General features: G+C 65.4%; 12 protein-coding genes. 1 reads left to right on the top strand and 11 read right to left on the bottom strand.

The window, feature by feature from the left end; translation table 11 throughout:
• Positions 1 to 50: 50 nt before the first annotated feature.
• The 11 genes from addA to AC0NIH_RS01885 form a co-directional block, all read right to left on the bottom strand.
• Entirely contained in the window at positions 51 to 3551 is a 3501-nt protein-coding gene (gene addA, locus AC0NIH_RS01935; RefSeq protein ID WP_473467040.1) for a double-strand break repair helicase AddA, read from the bottom strand.
• Positions 3548 to 6682: a double-strand break repair protein AddB gene (gene addB, locus AC0NIH_RS01930; RefSeq protein ID WP_473467042.1), complete on the bottom strand. Its 3135-nt coding sequence runs from the start codon at positions 6680 to 6682 to the stop codon at positions 3548 to 3550. The genes addA and addB overlap by 4 nt, the downstream gene beginning before the upstream one ends.
• Complete coding sequence (locus AC0NIH_RS01925; protein ID WP_473467044.1) at positions 6679 to 7425, bottom strand: nucleotidyltransferase family protein; 747 nt, start codon at positions 7423 to 7425, stop codon at positions 6679 to 6681. Before AC0NIH_RS01925 ends, addB begins: the two co-directional genes overlap by 4 nt.
• Positions 7422 to 8933: a tRNA (adenosine(37)-N6)-threonylcarbamoyltransferase complex ATPase subunit type 1 TsaE gene (tsaE, locus tag AC0NIH_RS01920; protein ID WP_473467045.1), complete on the bottom strand. Its 1512-nt coding sequence runs from the start codon at positions 8931 to 8933 to the stop codon at positions 7422 to 7424. Before tsaE ends, AC0NIH_RS01925 begins: the two co-directional genes overlap by 4 nt.
• Before the next feature lie 9 nt (positions 8934 to 8942).
• Positions 8943 to 11498 (bottom strand): sensor histidine kinase, encoded by a 2556-nt coding sequence (locus tag AC0NIH_RS01915; RefSeq protein WP_473467047.1) that lies wholly within the window; start codon positions 11496 to 11498, stop codon positions 8943 to 8945.
• A 199-nt stretch (positions 11499 to 11697) separates the two neighbouring features.
• Complete coding sequence (ahcY, locus tag AC0NIH_RS01910) at positions 11698 to 13098, bottom strand: adenosylhomocysteinase (RefSeq protein WP_023775959.1); 1401 nt, start codon at positions 13096 to 13098, stop codon at positions 11698 to 11700.
• Positions 13099 to 13280: 182 nt separating this feature from the next.
• Positions 13281 to 13577 (bottom strand): HPr family phosphocarrier protein, encoded by a 297-nt coding sequence (locus AC0NIH_RS01905; protein ID WP_013891641.1) that lies wholly within the window; start codon positions 13575 to 13577, stop codon positions 13281 to 13283.
• Complete coding sequence (locus AC0NIH_RS01900; RefSeq protein WP_013891640.1) at positions 13574 to 13975, bottom strand: PTS sugar transporter subunit IIA; 402 nt, start codon at positions 13973 to 13975, stop codon at positions 13574 to 13576. Before AC0NIH_RS01900 ends, AC0NIH_RS01905 begins: the two co-directional genes overlap by 4 nt.
• Before the next feature lie 164 nt (positions 13976 to 14139).
• On the bottom strand, positions 14140 to 14604 hold the full coding sequence (locus AC0NIH_RS01895) for an HPr kinase/phosphorylase (protein ID WP_473467049.1): 465 nt from the start codon (positions 14602 to 14604) through the stop codon (positions 14140 to 14142).
• Positions 14601 to 16385, bottom strand: a complete 1785-nt coding sequence (locus AC0NIH_RS01890) for a sensor histidine kinase (RefSeq protein ID WP_023775957.1) — start codon at positions 16383 to 16385, stop codon at positions 14601 to 14603. The genes AC0NIH_RS01895 and AC0NIH_RS01890 overlap by 4 nt, the downstream gene beginning before the upstream one ends.
• A gap of 143 nt (positions 16386 to 16528) precedes the next feature.
• On the bottom strand, positions 16529 to 17230 hold the full coding sequence (locus AC0NIH_RS01885; protein ID WP_010912942.1) for a response regulator transcription factor: 702 nt from the start codon (positions 17228 to 17230) through the stop codon (positions 16529 to 16531).
• Between the two features lie 341 nt (positions 17231 to 17571).
• Between AC0NIH_RS01885 and AC0NIH_RS01880 the strand changes: the two genes are divergently transcribed.
• The gene (locus tag AC0NIH_RS01880; RefSeq protein WP_473467051.1) at positions 17572 to 19182 is read left to right on the top strand and encodes a phosphoenolpyruvate carboxykinase; all 1611 of its coding nucleotides are present in this window, start codon (positions 17572 to 17574) and stop codon (positions 19180 to 19182) included.
• Positions 19183 to 19186 lie beyond the last annotated feature (4 nt).

Genomic DNA, 19186 nt, shown 5'->3' with positions numbered 1-19186 from the left:
GTCGCACCAAATGTGGTGGTTATCGCGCCCTTCTTCAAGCAGGTCTTGTGTCACGCTCCCGTGAGTCGGGCAAGGGCGTCATCCATGGCCCTGGCCGGCAGTTCGATCAGCCGTGGCGCTTCGGTAAACAGCAAGGCCGCCTTGACCTCGCGCCCTGGATAAAGCGGCTGCAAGAGGGCGCGATAGAGCGCCAACTGCAGCAGATAGGCCGGCGGGACCTCCGCCAGGGAGGCAGGCGCAGGCCGGTTGGTCTTGTAGTCGACGATCGACACCGCGTCCGCTGTCACCGCCAGCCGGTCGATCTTGCCCGAAATCGAGCGCGTTTTACCCCTTACCTCCAGGCTGCCCATGATCGCGACCTCGGCGCGCGAGGATGGCGCAAACAGCTGGCCGAGATAGGGGTCGGAAAGGATGGCGGTGACCGAGGCCAGGGCTTTTTCGCGCTCTGCCGGCGGCCATTCCGCACCCGTTCGCGCGAGGTAGCGTGCCGCCGCGCCCTCCCGTTGGTCCTCGGCAATGCCGGGCAGCATTTGCAGCAATTTATGCAGCGCGAGCCCGCGCAGCACGGCAAATCCTGGCTCGGCATCGGCGTCGAGGACCGGCGAAGCTTTGTCGACCACCGCTTCCTTGCCTTCTTCGATCAGCGCCGAGGCGCCGGATGGCGACAGCGGCCGCGGCAGATCCTCAAAGGGCGGCAAGGGTCGAAACAGGTTCGCCGGCAATGGGCCGAAAGCGCCCGTTTGCCTCGCTTGCTCTGCCGTGGCGAGCGCCACTGGCGGCAGCTCGGTGACATGGAAACGGTACACCGGCTCGCCGCCGGCAGGATGCGCACGCTGTTCGCTCTCCGGCGCCCCGATCAGCGCACGGCTGACGATCGAATGCCAGGTGCCGGTGTTCGGCGCCCGCTTGCCGTGATAGCCGCAGACGATCAGCCGGTCCTCGGCGCGAGTCATGCCGACATAGAGCAGCCGGCGGTATTCGTCGTCGGCGAGTTCGCGTGCCCGCGCCGCCGCCGCGTTGGAGAAGCCGTTCGCGACATCGCTGGCCGAACGCCAGAGATAACCTTTGCCGACCCAGCCCGAGCCGTCGAATGGCATCAGGCGCGGCAGATGCTGGTCGCTGAACGGGGCGGAGCCGCCATCGACCAGGAACACGACAGGCGCTTCCAGGCCCTTGGCGGCATGCACGGTCATGACGCGGACCTCGTCGCGGGTCTGGTCCATCTCACGCTTGATCTCGGGCCCGGCGTTCTCCAGCGTCGACAGGAAGGCTTCCAGCCCGGGCAGGCCGGTTCGTTCCTCGGCAAGGCAGAAACTCAGGAACTCATCGAGAATGTCGCCCGCTTCCGGGCCGAGCCGCGCGATCATCTTGCGGCGCACGCCATCACGTGCCAGGAGGCCGGCATAAAATTCGAACACCGGCTTGAAGGCGGCCTCATCGGTCCAGATGTCGAGTTGGGCGACGACTAGCGCCAGCGCTTCGCTTTCGCCGGCATGCTGGCGCAGCGACGCGGCCAGCGACAGGCCGGGCGCTCGTTGCGCTGCCAGCGCAAAAAGCGTCTCCTCCGGCAGGTCGAAGATCGGGCTGCGCAGCACGGCTGCAAGCGACAGATCGTCCTGCGGCTGGATGAGGAGGCGGCCGAGCGCGATCAGGTCCTTGACCGCGATGTGGCCGGGCAAGCTCAGCCGGTCGGCGCCGGCGACCGGGATATCACGGCGCTTGAGCGCCCGCGTCAGCGCGTGGACGAAGCTGTCGCGCTTGCGCACCAGCACCAGCACGTCGCCCGGCCGCAGCCGCTTGCCGCGGCCCTCGATGATCTCTCCGCTGCCGATCCACCCGGCAATCGTGGCCGCGACATTCTCGGCAACCCGCACCGCCGGCGCGTGGGCGTGGTCGATTGCCTGCGTCCAGTCGTCGGGCTCGTCGACGATATCGGCACCGATCGACGGCCACACCTCGACATAGCCCGGCGCGTCGGTGCGGATCGCCTTGTGGCTCAGCGGGTCGGGATCGTGGCTGATGCCGCGCCGCACGACAGGATCGGCAAAGACGCGGTCGACGGCGGAAAGCACATCGTCGGTCGAGCGGAACGACCAGGTCAGCTTGAGGTCGGCGAAGGAAGCCTCGGCATCGCGCACCCGCCCGGCGAACAGCAGCCGGCTGTCGGCGAAGGAATCTGGCGCGGCCCCTTGGAAGGAATAAATCGACTGCTTCTCGTCGCCGACCGCGAACACCGTGCGGTGGACACGGTCGCGGGCGCCGAAGCCGGCGAAAAATTCTTCCGCCAGCCGCTTCACCACTTCCCATTGATCCGGGCTGGTGTCCTGCGCCTCGTCGAGCAGGATGTGGTCGATGCCTTGGTCGAGCTTGTATTGCACCCACGGGCCGGCATCGGGCCGCGCCAGGAGGTTGACCGTGCGGGTGATCAAATCGTTGAAGTCGAGAAAGCCGCGGCCGCGCTTCAGCACCTCGTAGCGGGCGATCAGCCAGTCGGCGATGGTCAGCGCGGCAGCCGTGCCTTCCAGCATCCGGAACAGCGCCAGCCGGTCGACGGTCTCGATGATGGCGTTGGATGCCGACAGGTAACGCTCGGCCAGATCCGGCAGCCGGTCGGTCAGCGCTTTCTTGAAGGCCTTTGCCGGATCGTAGGGATGGCCATCGGTCTTGAGGAAGGCCCTTGCAAGCTGCTGCAGGCGGCGAACCGGATCGGTCTGGGCGAAGGCCTGGCGCGCATAGGGCAGGATGTTGTTCAGCACCGACCTGGCGTCGGTGGATTCGGCGGCCTGGGCAAAGCCGGTGAAATAGTCCGGCAGGAAGCCGGGCAGCGGCCAGGCCGAGGCCGCTATGCCCTCGGCGCTCTGGCCAGGGCGGAAATGGAATTCATCGAACAAGGGCTGGAAGCCGTCGCGCCCGACCGCTTCGAGGAAGTGGCGCAAGCCGTCGCGCTTGCGCACGATCTCGCCCAGCAAGGCGTCAAGCCCGGCTTCGCCGCCGCGCTCCAGTACGGTTGCGAAGGCCTCGGTCAAATCCGCGTCACCGGCGGCCGAAATCATCTCCCGGCGCGCGGCGGCAAAGAGCGACGCTTCCATCTGGCTGTCCAGCATCTCGAAATGGGCCGGGATGTTGGCTTCCAGCGGGAACTGGTGGAGCACGGATTCGCAGAAGGCGTGGATGGTCTGGATCTTCAGCCCGCCCGGCGTCTCCAGCGCCTCGGCGAACAGCCGACGCGCGCGGCGCATGGTGTCGCGGTCGGGCCGGCGGCCTTCCAGCGCTTCGATCCTGGCGGCGAGGTCCGGGTCGCCGAGGGATGTCCATTCCGACAGCGTCGAGAACACCCGGTTCGACATGTTGGCGGCCGCGGCGCGCGTGTAGGTCAGGCACAGGATCTTCGACGGATCGGTGCCGTTGAGCAGCAGCCGGATGACGCGCTGGGCAAGCACATGGGTCTTGCCGGAGCCGGCATTGGCCGACACCCAGGCGGAGTTCTGGGGATCGGCTGCACGGGCCTGGCTGGTCGCGGTGTCGCTCGGGATGGGATAGGCCTTCTTCATGCCTCCCCTCCCTCGTCACCGGCATCGCCGCCGGCCGACCATTCGAGCACGCGGGCGAGGTGGTCGTAGTCGCCATCGGTCTCGCCTTCGCGAAACGGCAGCGCCCGCGACAGATAGCCGGTCTTCGGGTCGGCATAATGGATCAGCAGCTTTTCCAGCCGTGCCCAGGCTTCTTCGGCCAGATCGGAAGCGGTTCGCGGCTGGCGATTGTGCTCAAGAATGGACTCTTCGAACACCTCGCCGTTCGGCTTCAGCCTGATGAAGGCCAGTTGCGAGGGCTCGCATGCGCCCAGATCCTTGAAGGCCCCGCGCCTGAGCAGTGCGCCTTCGAGCGCCAGCTGCGGCGCCAGCAGCGTGTGTGCCTGTGCCTTGGAGGGCGAGGAGCCGGTCTTGTAGTCCAGTATGTCGGCCATGCCGCCGGCCAGCAGGTCGACGCGGTCGGCATAGCCGGACAGCGTCACGCCGGACTGGCCGACGACGGTTTTTCCGGCGCGCTCCTCGGCATGCCGCCGTATCACCGCGTCGGCGCGGGTGCGTTCCCATTCGACGATGTTGGCGGCGAGTTTTTCGAAGCGCGGCCACCACACCGCCTCGACATCGGGCGGCAGGGCGGCCTCGGCAAAACAGGCGCGCCCGGCAGCGATAAGGCCGGCAAGCGCGTCTGGCGCGCGCGGGTCGGCCACGCTGGAGGAGAAGAGGTGGAGAATGGCGTGGAACAGCGTGCCGCGCTCGGCCGCACCGGGATCGCGGATGAGCGGCTCGAGCGGCATCAGGCCGAGGATCCGCCTGGCATAGACGGCGTAGGGGTCGCGGCGCAGGGTCTCGATCTCGGTGACGGAAAAGTGCGTCGGGCGCACCGACAGCGGCGGCTTGGGCCGCGGCCGTGGTGCGAAATCTTGCTTAGGCCCGGTATCCAGCGCACGCGCCCAGGCGAGCAGCTCGTCGCCTCGCCGGCGCAGTGTTGCCGTCCGGTCGTTGCCGATGAAGGTCAGCAGCCGCTGCAGCCAGCGTGACGGGACCGCCGGTGCGTCGCCGGAACGCGCCGAGCGCGCCAACAGCACCTTCCCCGCGCCCATCGCCATCTGGAAATCATGAGCGGCAAGGCCGATGCGTCGTTCGGGCGGCTCGAGATCGATGCCGGTCTTCATCAGCCGCGACATGAAGCGGTCGCTCTCGGGCTTGCGCGGCCACACGCCTTCGTTGAGCCCCCCGATGACCAGCGTGTCGACATCCTGCAGGCGTGCTTCCAGCGCGCCCCAGATGGCGATGTTCCGGTCGGTGCCTTGTGCCGGCTTGACCGTTTCGGGTGCGATCAGCGCGTCCATCACGTCGGGCCACTCGTTCGCCGCGAACGACAGCGTTGCCGGAGCCGCGACCAGCCCGCGCAGCAATTCGGCGAGTTTTTCGCCGGCATCGCCGGCGTAGAGTTCGCCAAGCCCGCCATCGGCGGTACGGCCGAGATCCTCCAGCGCCACCACGCTGGCTTCGACCAGCGCGGCAAGGTCGGCGGTCGCCTGGCCGCGAAACGCTGCAAGCGGCGCCAGCGCTCGGTTGAGACGTTCGAGCAAATCCCGCGCGCTTTCAATGGCGCGCACGGTCAGCCGCGCAACCCAGAAGGGCGGCCGGCTGCCTTCGCCGAGATTGGTGAGGCGGGTCTCGAACAAGTCCGGCAGCGAAGCGATGTCGGGGCGGCCGGTGCCGCCGCGCAGCGCCACCAGTTCGACCAGTTCCGCCGCATGGCGCACGTCGGCTCTCGGCAGACCCAGGCAGAGCAGGGGATGCTTGAGCAGGGACAAGAGGCCGACCGGATCGCCTGGCCGGAACACCGCTTCGAGCGCCAGCCTGAGCAGGCTTGCCGCCGGGCTGTTGGCGAGCGGCGTGCCGCCGGAATCATCGGCGACGACGCCAAAGCGCTTGAGTTCGACCGAGACGCGTCGCGCCAGTGCACGGTCGCCGGTGACGAGAGCCGCCCTTTGGCCTGGTTCTTCGACCGCCTGCTTGAGCGCCACGGCGATCGCTACGGCCTCGTCGCGCTCGCTGGCGGCTTCGAGCAGCGTCACGTCGGCGAAGGCGGCGGCAACGTCGGGTGCCGAAAATGCGCTACGCGTCTCGGCCCACAATTCGGTGGTTTCGGTCGGCCGCAGCGCCTCGCCGACAAGGGCCGCGCGAAGCGCAAGCCGGGGTTCGGCCACGCCGATCTCGTCGACATCGCCGCGCAGCACGCCGATCTTGCCGATCAGCCTGGCCAAGCCATATTGCGGATGGCCGAGCACGGCCGGCCGCGCGCCGGGTGCGACAAGCGCCTGGAAGGACGCCTCGTCCAGCGTCCGGTCGAGCCCGGGCAGCACGATGGCGCCGCCGGGCAAGCGGGCAATCACGGCAAGCAGTTCAGCCGTCGCGGGTATCGAACCGGTCGACCCCGCGGCGATCACCGGCCCGGCGGGCGGATTGCGCCGCAGCCGCGCGGCTTCCGCCCGGATCAGCGCGCTGCGATGCGCGGCCGGATTGGAGCGGTCTTGCTCTTCGAGGAATTTCGGCCAGGCATCGGTGACGATGCCGAGGAACTCAAGCGTCACCTGCCACCATCCGGCAAGATTGCCGGTCACCAGGCCTTCAAGCTTCCCCCAGTCCGTGCCTTCCGTCTCGATCTCGTCCATCAGCCCCGCGAGATCGCGCGCCAGCCAGATCGCGTCGGCGGTCGAGGCCGGGATGACGATCTCCTCGGAGAAAAGTTTGGCCACATGGGCCGGCAGCCGGCGTTTCCAGGCGCGCACCAGCGGCGTCAGCAGCAACAGCCGTTCGGTCGCCCCGATCGGTGGCGCGAGGTCGATCGCCGCCGACGGCTCTGCTTCGAAAGCGGCTTCGTCCTCGTCGAATTCGCCGAGCGGCCGGATGACCGGCAGGATCGCCGAACCGCCGCCGCCGCGCGCCTTCAGGCTGTCGACGAAGACGCCGCGCAAGGCCCGCGCCGCGCGGCGCGTCGGCACATAGATGGTGACGTCGGCCAAAGCGAGCGGATCGCCATCGAAGCGAAACCCTGGAACCAGTCGGCCGGCAAGCAGCGCCTCGGCCAGCGTCGGCAGGAACGGCGCACCGGAGGGAATGGAGAAAACGCGGCTTGGGCCGCTCATTGCGACTCGTATAGCGCGCCGGCGACTGCTGCTTCGGCGAGCGGGATGGCATCGGGCGTGCCGACGGTGATCCAATGACCGTGCATCGGCATGCCGAACAGGCGGCCGGCTGCAATGGCTTTGTCGAAATAGGCGTTGAGCGAATGCGGTTCGGTCGACGCATTCTTGAACAGACGCGGATGGATGATCGCCGCGCCGGCATAGATCAGGCCGGCCGGGTCTCCTTTCGAACGCCGCAAGGCGCCGTCTGGCGCCACCAGGAAGTCGGTGGAGCCGCAATGTCCGGTCGCCTGATGGAGATCCGCCAGCATCAGCAGAATATCCATTTTCGCCGCGTCCCATGCAAGGGCGAGGCGGCCGAGATTGAGCGGACCATGATCGATCCAGAACGTGTCGGCGTTGAGGATGTAGAAGGGTTGCGTGCCCAGTTGCGGTAGCGCCTTGACGATGCCGCCGGCGGAATCGAGCAGCCGGTCGCTTTCATCGGAGATGATGATGCGCGGCACATGGCGTTGAGCGACATGGGCGACGATCTGTTCGGGGAGATAGTGGACGTTGACCACGGCCTTGCCGACACCGGCGGCGGCCAGGCTGTCGAGGCCCCAGTCGAGCAAGGTCTTGCCGGCGATCCGGACCAGCGGCTTGGGGATGGCGTCGGTGATCGGCCGCATGCGCTTGCCGAGTCCGGCGGCGAGTACGATCGCGGTTTGGGGTACGATGGCAGTGTCTGGTCTCGCTGTCACAGCGCACGTTCCTCCAGCAGCCCGTGCGCATCGTAGAACTCCCGCAGGCTGCCGAGCGCGGGGTGGGACAGTGCCCGGCGCAGATAGTCGCGGATGCGCGGCAGGTGCTTCAGATAATAGGGTTTGCCGTCGCGCTTTTCGAGGCGCACGAAAATGCCGAGGATCTTGGAATTGCGCTGCGCGGCCATGATCACATAGGATTCCAGGAAGCTCGCCTCGTCGAAGGCGCCCACCGCATGGCGCGCCGCGACATAGGCATCGAGCGTCTTTCTCTCGATCCCGGGCGATATGGTGACGCGGGCATCCATGGCAAGCGACGCCAGATCATAGGCTGAAGGCCCGATCAGCGCATCCTGGAAATCGACGATGCCCAGCCGGTCATGGCCGGAGCGGTCGCCGCGCCAGATGATGTTTGGCGAATGGAAGTCGCGCAGCATCAGCGTGTATTCACTGGTCCGCAGCCGGTCGAAAAGCGCGTTCCACTCCCTGGTATAGCCAGCGCGCAAATCGTCGCTTGGCGGATTGCCCGATATCGCCGGCACGTACCAGTCGACCAGCAGGTCGGCCTCGATCATCATCGCGGCGCGGTCGAATGGCGGTACGGTATGGAACCTGCCCGGCCCGGCTCCGAGGCGACGCGGCCAGGTCTTGCCATGCATCATGGCCAGCAGTTCGGCGGCCGCCGCGTAGCGCTCCGCCAGCGGCTCGCCATCCCCGCCGAGAAACCCTTCCGAGCCGAGATGTTCGATGAGCAGGAATCCCTGGTCCTGGTCCTCGGCATGGATATCGGGAACGCTGACGCCGCCGGCCTTCAAGGCATGGTCGATGGCGACGAAGGCCGACACCGACTGGGCGGTGTGGGCAATCACCGCATAGGGCTTGCCGTCGCGCACCGGCGGGCCGAGCACCAGCCGCGGCGAGTTCATCAGCACCCGCGGCTCCCGGCCGGCAAGCGACACGATCTCATAGGAGCGGGCAGAGGCATCGCCGATGAAATGGCGACGTTGTGCCTCGCCCCAGCCGGCGCTTTCCAGAAAACCGCGCATGGCCAGCGACCGTGCCGCGCGGTCGAAGGCCGCCCCTTGCCCCGACAATCTTGCCAGCCGGCCTTCGCCATGCTGGACAAGCTCGATCAACAGCGATGCCTTCGGCAGATAACCCTCGGCCCGTTCGGGCCATTCGACCAGGGCTGCCCCTTGCGTCAGCGCTTCGTCGAAACCGAGTTCATCGAGTTCGGCCGCCGAGGACAGGCGGTAGAGATCGAAATGATGGACTGGAATGCGCGTGTCGTAGCTTTGCACCAGGGTGAAGGTCGGGCTCGGCACGTCGAGACCGGCATCGTCCGCTAACGTCCGGATCAGGGCCCGCGCCAGCGTCGATTTGCCGGCGCCGAGGTCTCCCTTGAGCGCCAGCACGTCGCCCGCGCGCAGAGCCAGCGCCAGGTCCTCGCCCAGCCGCGCCGTCTCTGTCTCGTCAGCGAGCAAACGCTCCAGCACCAGGGCCGTCATCGAAGCGCGCTACTCGGCCGCGGCGCGGATGCCGGGCATGTCGGGGAAGGTGCAGATGACGGTCGTGCCCTTGTCCTTGCCGGTTTCGATGCGGACGCCGCCGCCATGCAGTTCGACGAAGCTCTTGACGATCGACAGGCCGAGGCCGGCGCCCCGCCGGCGGCCGCCATTGGCGCGAGGCTCGAAGCGGCGGAACACCGAATCGAGCACATCGGGCGGCATGCCGGGCCCATCGTCGTGAACCGAGAATTCCACGCCGTCCGCCAGATGGCGGCAGGCGAGCCGGATGGTGCTGGCTTCCGGCGCGTAGTTGGCGGCGTTGCTGAGCAGATTGTAGAGGATCTGGCGGATGCGGGTTTCGTCACCGTGGAACGTCTTGGGCGCAGCCTTGGCATCGACCTCGAGCCGGATCGAATGTTCCTGCAACCGGTCGGCAACCAGTTCGGCGGCCGCCGCGATGGTGCGGTCGACATGCACCTCGGAAATGTCGAGCTGCATGATGCCGGCATCCACCGTCGCGAGGTCCAGTATGTCGTTGACGATGGTCAGCAGCACCGAGGATGAAGAACCGACATGTTCGACATATTCGCGCTGCTTCTGCGTCAGGGGGCCGGTCGTCGGCAGCGAGAGCAATTCGGTGAAGCCGATGATATTGGTCAGCGGCGAACGCAGCTCGTAGGATACGTGCTGGACGAAGTCGTTCTTGAGCTGGTCGGACTTTTCCAGCGCCTCGTTCTTGTCCTTCAGCGCGCGTTCGACACGGACGCCGTCGGTGACGTCGACGAAGGTCATCATCACCTGCCCGTTGGGCAACGGGATCATGGCGTAGCGCAGCACGGTGCCGTTGTTGAGTTCGGTCTGGCCGTGGCGGTCGCGGCGTTCGTCGTCGAAGCCGGTGATGGCGGCGACGAAGCTGGGCCAGGGGCTGTCCACCGCTTGCCGGTCGCAAAGGTCACGTATGGTGGAGACGTGCACATTCGGCTTGGTCGCTTCGGCATCCAGCCTCCACAGCGTGGCGAAGGCCGGGTTCGACAGCCGAAGCTTGCCATCGGGGCCGAACACGGCCACGCCCTCGGCGAGATTGTCGAGCGTTTCGCCCTGGACACGCACGGCTGTCCGGTAGCGGCTTTCGAGATCCATTTTCTCGGTCAGGTTCTCGAACACCCAGGTGACGCCGCCCTTGGGTTGCGGGTTGGCGACGACGCGGATGGTCTTGCCATCCGGCAGGTGCCACCAGTGCTCCTGCGATTCGACCGCGCGGTAGGCGCCGAGCAGGCCTTCCTTCCAGCGGCGCCATTCGGGCTGCTCGGCGATCTTGCCTTCGCTGCGCAAGCGGTCGAGCAAAAGGGCGTTGTCGGGCGCGCTGTGCAGGAACCCGCTGTCCAGCCCCCACAATTTCTGGAAGGCCTGGTTGAAGAAGCGCAGTTTCTCGTTGGTGTCGAAGATGGCGACCGCGGTGTTGAGCTGGTCGAGCGTGTCGGCGTGGCTTCGCACGGTGCGTTCATACTCGCCGCGAATGGACTCGATGGCGCTGGTGTCGCAGGCAAGGCCGGCCGAGCCGTCGGCGCTGGCGAAGTCGGTCACCGCGAACACCCGGCGATCGCCTTCGATCACCGTGGAGAGCGACTGCTCGAAAACCGGATGCAGTTTGTGCTGGGCGTCGATCGCCTCGCGCGCCTGGCCGCCGAGGAATTCCTTGGCGTCGCGCACGGCGGCTTCCGCGCTCTCGGCTTCGACCGCGTCGGCATAGGCGCGGTTGACCCATTTCAGGCGCCCATGCTCGTCGCGCAGCCACGCCGGCATTTTCAGCGCTTCGAGCAGGCCGATCATGGTGTCGTGGTCGGCGGCCAGCCGGTGGTTCTCGATCTTCAGCCGCGCCTGGCTGCGCTGTGTTTCGGAAAGCGACACAAACCGCACCAGTACATGCGCCGCGCTCTTGCGGCCATGCACTTCGAGCGGGGCGCCGGCCTGCGATTCGATGACGAGGTCGAAGGGTCTGGCCTTTTCGCGCAACGCCGCGATGGCATGTTCGAGCGCCGCCGCCGAGCGCGGCATCAGCCAGCGGCCGAAGGCGAGGAACGCCGCCCGTTCCTCCGGAGCGCCGCTTTCGACCGGCAATACGCCGACAAGCTCGGGTTTCTTGTTTTCCGAGGCCCAGACGATCACGCGCTGGTCGCGCAGATTGAGCAGCGCCTCCGAACGGCGCAGCGCCGCGTTGACGTCGGCGACGCGGCTTCTCAATTCGACATTCTCCGCCGAGGTGCGGGCGCGTTCGCGGATCAGCACGATAGCCGACAGAAATGCCGTGCCTGTCACGCCGACGAACACGGCAAGCTGCATGACCTCGATCGTGCTGATCGAAAGACCGGCCGTCGATACACCGGCAGCCTGGGCACGCGCCGCCGCGCCAAACAGCGGGCTGGCAAGCATGGAGCCGGCAAGCAGCAGTCCCGCGCGGCCACGCCATGAAAGACGCTCGCGCCGGGTTGCGGAGCCAGTAGTCCCCGAATCGTCATGGCCGCCGGAAACGGCCTGTCCCGCTCCGTGCGGGTATTGCCCCGGCATGTCTTGGTCCTCTCCGCCGACTGAATGCAAGACCGCCCTGATACGCGCCTCTCTTGATCCCCTCTCGGGCCGGAAGCGTCGCGAATCACCTGACAATAAACCCTCGCCGAATCGCCGTGAAGGCTGATCACGCGCAAAAATAAAGCCGGGCGAAAGTCAATCGCCCGGCGTCAATATCTGGTAGTAAATTTAGCTTTGGTTAATAGCGGTAGTGTTCCGGCTTGAAAGGACCCTGCGGCGTGACGCCGATATAGGCGGCCTGTTCGCCCGACAGTTCGGTCAGGCGGGCGCCGAGCTTGTCGAGGTGCAAGCGCGCGACCTTCTCGTCGAGGTGCTTGGGCAGGACATAGACCTGGTTCTGGTACTGCTCGCCCTTGGTGAACAACTCGATCTGCGCCAGCACCTGGTTGGTGAAGGACGCCGACATGACGAAGCTCGGATGGCCGGTCGCGTTGCCGAGATTGAGCAGGCGGCCTTCCGACAAAAGGATCATACGCTTGCCGTCCGGGAAGGTGATCATGTCGACCTGCGGCTTGACGTTGGTCCACTTCAGGTTGCGCAGCGACGCCACCTGGATCTCGTTGTCGAAATGGCCGATGTTGCCGACGATCACCATGTCCTTCATCGAGCGCATGTGGTCGAGGGTAACGACATCCTTGTTGCCGGTGGTGGTGATGACGATGTCGGCGGTTGGAGCCGCGTCTTCGAGCGTGACGACTTCAAAGCCGTCCATCGCCGCCTGCAGGGCGCAGATCGGATCGACCTCGGTGACCTTGACGCGGGCGCCGGCGCCCTTGAGCGAGGCCGACGAGCCCTTGCCCACGTCGCCATAGCCGCAGACGACCGCGACCTTGCCGGCCATCATCGTGTCGGTGCCGCGGCGGATACCGTCGACCAGCGATTCCTTGCAGCCATACTTGTTGTCGAACTTCGACTTGGTGACCGAGTCGTTGACGTTGATGGCCGGGAAGGGCAGCAGGCCCTTCTTCTGCAACTGGTAGAGCCGGTTGACGCCGGTGGTCGTCTCTTCGGTGACGCCGCGGATCGCCGCCTTCTGCTTGGTGAAGAAGCCGGGCGAAGCCTTCAGGCGCTTCTTGACCTGGGCATAGAAATATTCCTCTTCCTCGCTCTGCGGGTTGGACAGCACGTCCTCGCCGGCCTCGGCGCGGGCGCCGATCAGGATGTACATGGTGGCGTCGCCGCCATCATCGAGGATCATGTTGGAGAGGCCGCCATCGGTCCACTGGAAGATCCGGTCGGTGTAGTCCCAGTACTGCTCCAGGCTCTCGCCCTTGACGGCGAACACCGGAATGCCGGTTTCGGCGATGGCCGCGGCCGCGTGGTCCTGGGTCGAGAAGATGTTGCAGGACGCCCAGCGGATATCGGCGCCGAGCGCCTTCAGCGTCTCGATCAGGACCGCGGTCTGGATGGTCATGTGCAGCGAGCCGGTGATGCGCGCGCCCGTGAGCGGCTTCTTGGCGCCGAATTCCTCGCGGCAGGCCATCAGGCCCGGCATTTCGGTTTCGGCGATATCCAGTTCCTTGCGGCCCCAGCCGGCAAGCGAGATGTCGGCGACCACATAGTCCTTGCTACCCGTCATGGCAGTGCTCCGTGCGAAGTGTTGTGCGTGCGAATTGGTTGCGGATGCGCCCGCGTTGGTTGGCGCGTGGAAGGGCGCGAATTGCCGGCCTGACTAGCAGATCGGCGCCGAGACGACAATGGGATATAAAGAAATCTTTATCCCTGCATGTCCCTAGATGCCGATTAGGCTGGGCCTTCGGGTCAGCTTTCCTCGCCGAAGCGGGAGGCGACGAGCTGCTCCAGCGCGTCCATGACCTCAAGCGCTTCCGGGCCGCTGGCGGTGACGCGGATCGAGTATCCAGGACTGGCCGCAAGCATCATCAGGCCCATGATCGACGTGCCGCCGACCTTGACGCCGTCCTTCTCGACATGGACCGAGGCGTCGAAACCGCTGGCGAGCTGGACGAACTTCGCCGAGGCGCGCGCATGCAGGCCGCGCTGGTTGACGATCGGAAACTCCCGGACGATCTGGTCTTTTTCCGGGGATAGTGCGTTCATTTGCTGCTCAGAAGCTGGCTGGCGACGTTGATGTATTTGCGGCCGGCGGCCTGCGCCTCGTCGAGCGCTGCGGCCATGTTGTCGCCCTTGCGGATCGATGACAGCTTGATCAGCATCGGCAGGTTCATGCCGGCGATCACTTCGGTGCGGCCGGACTCCATCACCGAGATGGCAAGGTTCGACGGCGTGCCGCCGAACATGTCGGTCAGCACGATCACGCCCGCCCCGGTGTCGACGCGGGCCACGGCGTCGATGATGTCGCGGCGACGCTGCTCCATATCGTCGTCGGCACCGATCGCCACGGTTTCGAAATTGTCTTGTGGCCCGACGACATGTTCGACGGCATGTCTGAACTCGGTGGCCAGTTGACCGTGCGTTACAAGCACGAGTCCGATCATTCTTTGGTGGCTCCCGTCATCGCCGCTTCACAGGCGCATTTTATGCTCGCCAGCCATTCCAGGCGGCGGGAGCGCTATCTTGTCGACGCGAGGCCGGTTGACAAGCCCAAAATTGCGCCGGCCCATGCCATTTTGACGCATTGCAGCAAAAAACCCGGGGCAGATCATAGAAAAGGCATGATCGACAGCCGCGCCATCACGGCGGGCAGGGCAGCCTGGACATTGCGCTCGGCAAGATCGATCCGCGGTACCGCGCAGCCGGCGATGTCGTCGCTGGCGTCCTCCTGGAAGCGGGCGATTTCACCAGCCGGCAGCAGGCGCACATGCAGGTCGACGACGCAGGCAGGTTCGAACGCCAGCGCGCGCGGCCCTAGTCCCGGCACCTCGGCGAGACCTTCTATGGTGGCGGGCGCGCGGCACACCAGCCGCCCCGCATGCGCCTCGACGAAAAGCTGATCGTCGCCGACGAGCCGTGAGAACAGGCCGCGCTGGCGGCAATGGTCGATCAGCGCCAGCGCCAGCGTCGTCTTGCCCGAACCGGACGCCCCGCTGACGAGAATGCCGCGTTCGCCGATCAGCAAGCCCGTAGCGTGGATGTTTTCAGGCCGCACGACTGGACCAGCATTCACGCTTCGGCCGGCAGCGTCACGACGAAGCGCGCGCCCTTGATCTCGCCGGGCTTGGTGCCGGGGATGTTTTCGGCGGTCAGCGTGCCGCCATGGGCCTCGACGATCTGTCTGGATATCGACAGGCCAAGCCCCGAATTCTGGCCAAACGCCTCTCCGGCCGGCCGGTCGGTGTAGAAGCGTTCGAAGATGCGGTCGATGTTGTCGGCGCGGATGCCGGGACCGTTGTCGTCGATGGTGAGGATGTTGAACTTGCCGGCACGCGCCAGCGACAGGCTGATGTGGCCATGGTCCTCGGGAACGAAGGAGCGGGCGTTTTCGATCAGATTGGTGATGACCTGGCCGATGCGCAGATCGTGGCCGACGACGAAATAGCCTTTGACGCCCTGCGGCAGCTTGGCGACCTTGAACTCGATCTCGACGGCCTTCTTGTTGCGCGTTGCTTCGCGCGACACGGCGACGAGGTCGGTGATGAATTTCTTCAGGTCCACCGTCCCGGCGTCTTCGCGCGCGAGCTCGGCGTCGAGACGCGAGGCGTCGGAAATGTCGGTGATGAGCCGGTCCAGCCGCCTGACGTCATGCTGGATGATCTCCATCAGCCGGCTGCGCGAATTGTCGTTCTTGGCCAGCGGCAAGGTTTCCACCGCGCTGCGCAGCGAGGTCAGCGGGTTCTTCAATTCATGTGAAACATCGGCGGCGAAGCTCTCGATCGCCTCGATGCGCGCATAGAGCGCGTTGGTCATGTCGCGTACGGCGATCGACAGATTGCCGATCTCGTCCTGGCGGTCGGAAAAATCCGGGATTTCCTCGCGGCTCTTGACGCCGCGCCGGACCCGCACCGCCGCGGCAGACAGCCGGCGTAGCGGGTTGGCGATGGTGGAAGCCAAAAGCATCGACAGGATGGCGGTGACCAGAGCCGCGATGCCGAACACGCGCAGGATCGCCTTGCGTTCGGCGGCGACGATCTTGTCGATGTCGCCGCCTTCAGTCGACAGCATCAGCACGCCGAGGACGGCGCGGAAGCGCTGGATCGGCACCGCCACCGAAACGATCTGCTCGCCCTGTTCCGAGACGCGCACGATCGTCGACGGGCTGCCGGTCAGCGCCTTGACCACTTCCGGGAAGGCAGCGCCATTGCCACCCGGCTGCTCGCGATAGACCGGCAGGTCGGTGTTGCGGAAGAAGTCGAAGATGAACTTCTGGATGCGCTCGACAAGGTCGGGCTCCTCCTCCTCGACCGGCGGCAGGTCGTAGCGCAGGATCTGGCCGCGCGAATAGAGATGGCGCGAATCGAGCAGCAAATTGGCGTCGCGGTCATAGATGCGGGCCCGTGTCCGCGTCGGCGAGATCAGCCGCCGCAGCACCGGCGCGACGCGCTCCGGATTGATCGGGAAGTCGAGATTGTCGAGCTGGTCCGAACCGGGCCCGAGGCTTTCGCCGGCCTGCAGCTCAAGCAGCTTTTCCGGGTCGATGCTGATCGAATCGGTCTCGACCGTCGCTGACGCCGCGATCGCGCCGGCGATGATCTCGCCCTGCGTCATCAGGCTTTCGACGCGGGCGTCGATCAGCCCGTCGCGAAATGTGTTGAGGTAGAGGATGCCGGTGACCAGGACAGCCAGTCCGGCAAGGTTGAGGAACAGGATGCGCCGCGTCAGGCTGGAAAAGATGTGATGGCCGAGGAAGCGGCGCATCGGCACCGTGATCTTCGAAACGAAGGACGGCATGATGCGCGACGGCCGCCTGGCGGCGCCCGTCGGCCTGCTTCGCTGTGCTTCCACTGCCATCGAATAGCAGCTCCCGCCTAATTAGTGAGTAGTGCGTAGGCAGTAGGGAATAGAGAAGTGGCTGAGATCGTGGCCATGTGTGAGTGGCCGCTCGCACCATTCAAAAACGGACTACTGACTATTCCCTACTGCCTACTGCCTATTCACGCTTCGCGGAACCGGTATCCGACTCCGTAAAGGGTTTCGATCATCTCGAAGTCGTCGTCGACAGCCTTGAACTTCTTGCGCAGCCGCTTGATATGGCTGTCGATCGTACGGTCATCGACATAGACCTGTTCATCATAGGCTGAATCCATCAGCGCATCACGGCTTTTTACGACACCAGGGCGCTGCGCCAGCGAATGCAGGATCAGGAATTCGGTGACGGTGAGCGTCACCGGCTCGCCCTTCCAGGTGCAGGTGTGGCGTTCCTGGTCCATGACCAGTTGGCCGCGCTCGAGCGAACGGGCCTGCTGGCTGGGCGCTTTTGCCGCGGCCTCGCGGGCGCTGGCTCGGCGCAGGACGGCCCGTACCCGCTCGACCAGCAGGCGCTGCGAGAACGGTTTGCGGATGAAGTCGTCGGCGCCCATCTTGAGGCCGAACAATTCATCGATCTCGTCGTCCTTGGAGGTCAGGAAGATCACCGGCAGGTCGGACTTCTGGCGCATCCGGCGCAGAAGTTCCATGCCGTCCATGCGCGGCATCTTGATGTCGAGGATGGCAAGATTCGGCGGGCGCGCCGCCAGGCCTTCCAGCGCGGACGCACCATCCGTATAGGTCTCGACGCGATATCCCTCGGATTCGAGGGCGATCGACACCGACGTCAGAATGTTGCGGTCGTCATCGACAAGCGCGATTGTTGCCATTTCAAGCGGCTCCCTCATGAGCTGTCCCTTCTTTAGTAGAGAAGGGGCTTTTGCAGGACAAATTAGGTACAAAATGTGGCATAGGCCTTGTCCGCTGTCACGCGCGGGGTGCCGCCGGCCACAATCCAACCTCGACATGGATTGGACGAACGAACATCGCCAATCCTTTGGCAACCGTGAAACTTTTCGCATATATAAACGATTTAAACAACTTTCAAAATTTTTAAATCGATTAATGATTTGATATCATTTGGCTTTTCTGGTTCTGACCATATTAGCCTGCGTGGTGGGCATGCCGGAAATGGCCGGCAAAGATGCGGAAAATCTAAGAAGGGACACCCATGTCGGAAGTCGGCATACGCAATCCTGCTTGCGCGATCGATCGTATCGGCCTGAAAACCTCTGGCGTGGTGCGCTACAATTTCGGTGCGGCGGCGCTTTACGAGGAATCGATCCGGCGCAATGAGGCCCGGCTGACCGCGCATGGCGCCCTGGTCGCCGAGACCGGCCAGCACACAGGCCGTTCTCCCAAGGACAAGTTCGTGGTCCGCGACGCTGCCACGGAGCCGCATGTCTGGTGGGACAACAACAAGGCGATCTCGCCGGCGCAGTTCGAAACGCTGCTTGCCGATTTCCGCGCCCACGCCGCGGACAAGGATCTTTATGTACAGGACCTGGTCGGCGGCGCCGATGCCGAGCTGAAGCTGCCCACCAGGGTAATCACCGAATTCGCCTGGCACTCGCTGTTCATCCGCAATCTGCTGATCCGACCGGGCAAGACGGAACTCGAGCAGTTCGTGCCCGAGATGACGATCATCGACCTGCCGTCCTTCCGCGCCGATCCCGCCCGCCACGGCAGCCGCACCGAAACGGTGATCGCCGTCGATCTGACCCGCAAGATCGTGCTGATCGGCGGCACCTCCTATGCCGGCGAGATGAAGAAGTCGGTGTTCACAATGCTCAACTATCTGTTGCCGGAAAAAGGCGTGATGCCGATGCACTGCTCGGCCAATGAAGGTGCCGGCGGCGACGCCGCCATCTTCTTCGGCCTGTCGGGCACCGGCAAGACCACGTTGTCGGCCGATCCGTCGCGCACGCTGATCGGCGACGACGAGCATGGCTGGGGGCCGCACGGCATCTTCAATTTCGAAGGCGGCTGCTACGCCAAGACGATCAAGCTGTCGGCCGAAGCCGAGCCGGAGATCTTCGCCACCACGCAGCGCTTCGGCACCGTGCTGGAAAATGTCATCCTCGACGCCGATGGCGCGCCGGATTTCAACGACGGCCGGCTTACCGAGAACACGCGCTGCGCCTACCCCCTCGACTTCATACCCAACGCCTCGAAGACCGGGCGCGCCAGCCATCCCAAGAACATCATCATGCTGACCGCCGACGCTTTCGGCGTGATGCCGCCGATCGCACGGCTGACGCCGGCGCAGGCGATGTATCACTTCCTGTCCGGCTATACCGCCAAGGTGGCCGGAACCGAAAAGGGCGTCACCGAGCCCGAGGCGACGTTCTCGACCTGCTTCGGTGCGCCGTTCATGCCGCGCCATCCCTCGGAATACGGCAATCTGCTACGCGAGCTCATTGCCCGCCATGGCGCCGATTGCTGGCTGGTCAACACCGGCTGGACCGGCGGCGCCTACGGCACCGGCAAGCGCATGCCGATCAAGGCGACGCGCGCGCTGCTTGCCGCCGCTCTCGATGGCTCGTTGAAGGCAACCGAATTCCGCACCGACGCCAATTTCGGCTTCGAGGTGCCGGTGGCCGTGCCTGGCGTTGATAGCGTCATTCTCGATCCGCGCTCGACCTGGGCCGACAAGGCTGGCTATGACCGGCAGGCGGCAAGGCTGGTCGGGATGTTCGCCGTCAACTTCGAGAAATTCGAAAGCCATGTCGATGCCGTCGTGCTGGGTGCGGCACCCCGTATGCAGGAAGCGGCGGAGTAATCGC

The organism is Mesorhizobium sp. WSM1386 (genome assembly GCF_055901595.1).
This window is presented reverse-complemented; position numbering and strand designations above follow the sequence as displayed.

Coding starts and splice junctions, on each gene's coding strand:
- addA (WP_473467040.1), bottom strand. CDS start 3,551: ATGAAGAAGGCCTATCCCATCCCGAGCGACACCGCGACCAGCCAGGCC.
- addB (WP_473467042.1), bottom strand. CDS start 6,682: ATGAGCGGCCCAAGCCGCGTTTTCTCCATTCCCTCCGGTGCGCCGTTC.
- tsaE (WP_473467045.1), bottom strand. CDS start 8,933: ATGACGGCCCTGGTGCTGGAGCGTTTGCTCGCTGACGAGACAGAGACG.
- AC0NIH_RS01915 (WP_473467047.1), bottom strand. CDS start 11,498: ATGCCGGGGCAATACCCGCACGGAGCGGGACAGGCCGTTTCCGGCGGC.
- ahcY (WP_023775959.1), bottom strand. CDS start 13,098: ATGACGGGTAGCAAGGACTATGTGGTCGCCGACATCTCGCTTGCCGGC.
- AC0NIH_RS01905 (WP_013891641.1), bottom strand. CDS start 13,577: ATGAACGCACTATCCCCGGAAAAAGACCAGATCGTCCGGGAGTTTCCG.
- AC0NIH_RS01900 (WP_013891640.1), bottom strand. CDS start 13,975: ATGATCGGACTCGTGCTTGTAACGCACGGTCAACTGGCCACCGAGTTC.
- AC0NIH_RS01890 (WP_023775957.1), bottom strand. CDS start 16,385: ATGGCAGTGGAAGCACAGCGAAGCAGGCCGACGGGCGCCGCCAGGCGG.
- AC0NIH_RS01885 (WP_010912942.1), bottom strand. CDS start 17,230: ATGGCAACAATCGCGCTTGTCGATGACGACCGCAACATTCTGACGTCG.
- AC0NIH_RS01880 (WP_473467051.1), top strand. CDS start 17,572: ATGTCGGAAGTCGGCATACGCAATCCTGCTTGCGCGATCGATCGTATC.